The 214-nt window shown below is 57.5% G+C and carries 1 rRNA gene; it reads left to right on the top strand.

Going from position 1 to position 214, the window contains the following annotated elements:
• A 23S ribosomal RNA gene (locus tag KUM44_RS44690) occupies positions 1 to 214 on the top strand; the annotation flags it as partial.

The following is a 214-nucleotide window of genomic DNA, read 5'->3' as shown; positions in this document are numbered from 1 at the left end:
ACCCTTGAAAGAGTGCGTAATAGCTCACTGGTCTAGTGATTCCGCGCCGACAATGTAGCGGGGCTCAAGCGTACCGCCGAAGTCGTGTCATTGCAGCATAAGGGCCAACGCCTGCTGTGATGGGTAGGGGAGCGTCGTCTGCCGGGTGAAGCAGCCGCGTAAGCGAGTTGTGGACGGTTGACGAGTGAGAATGCAGGCATGAGTAGCGATTCAC

Source organism: Streptomyces sp. AC550_RSS872, assembly GCF_019049285.1.
In the GTDB taxonomy this organism is placed as follows: domain Bacteria; phylum Actinomycetota; class Actinomycetes; order Streptomycetales; family Streptomycetaceae; genus Streptomyces.
This window is presented reverse-complemented; position numbering and strand designations above follow the sequence as displayed.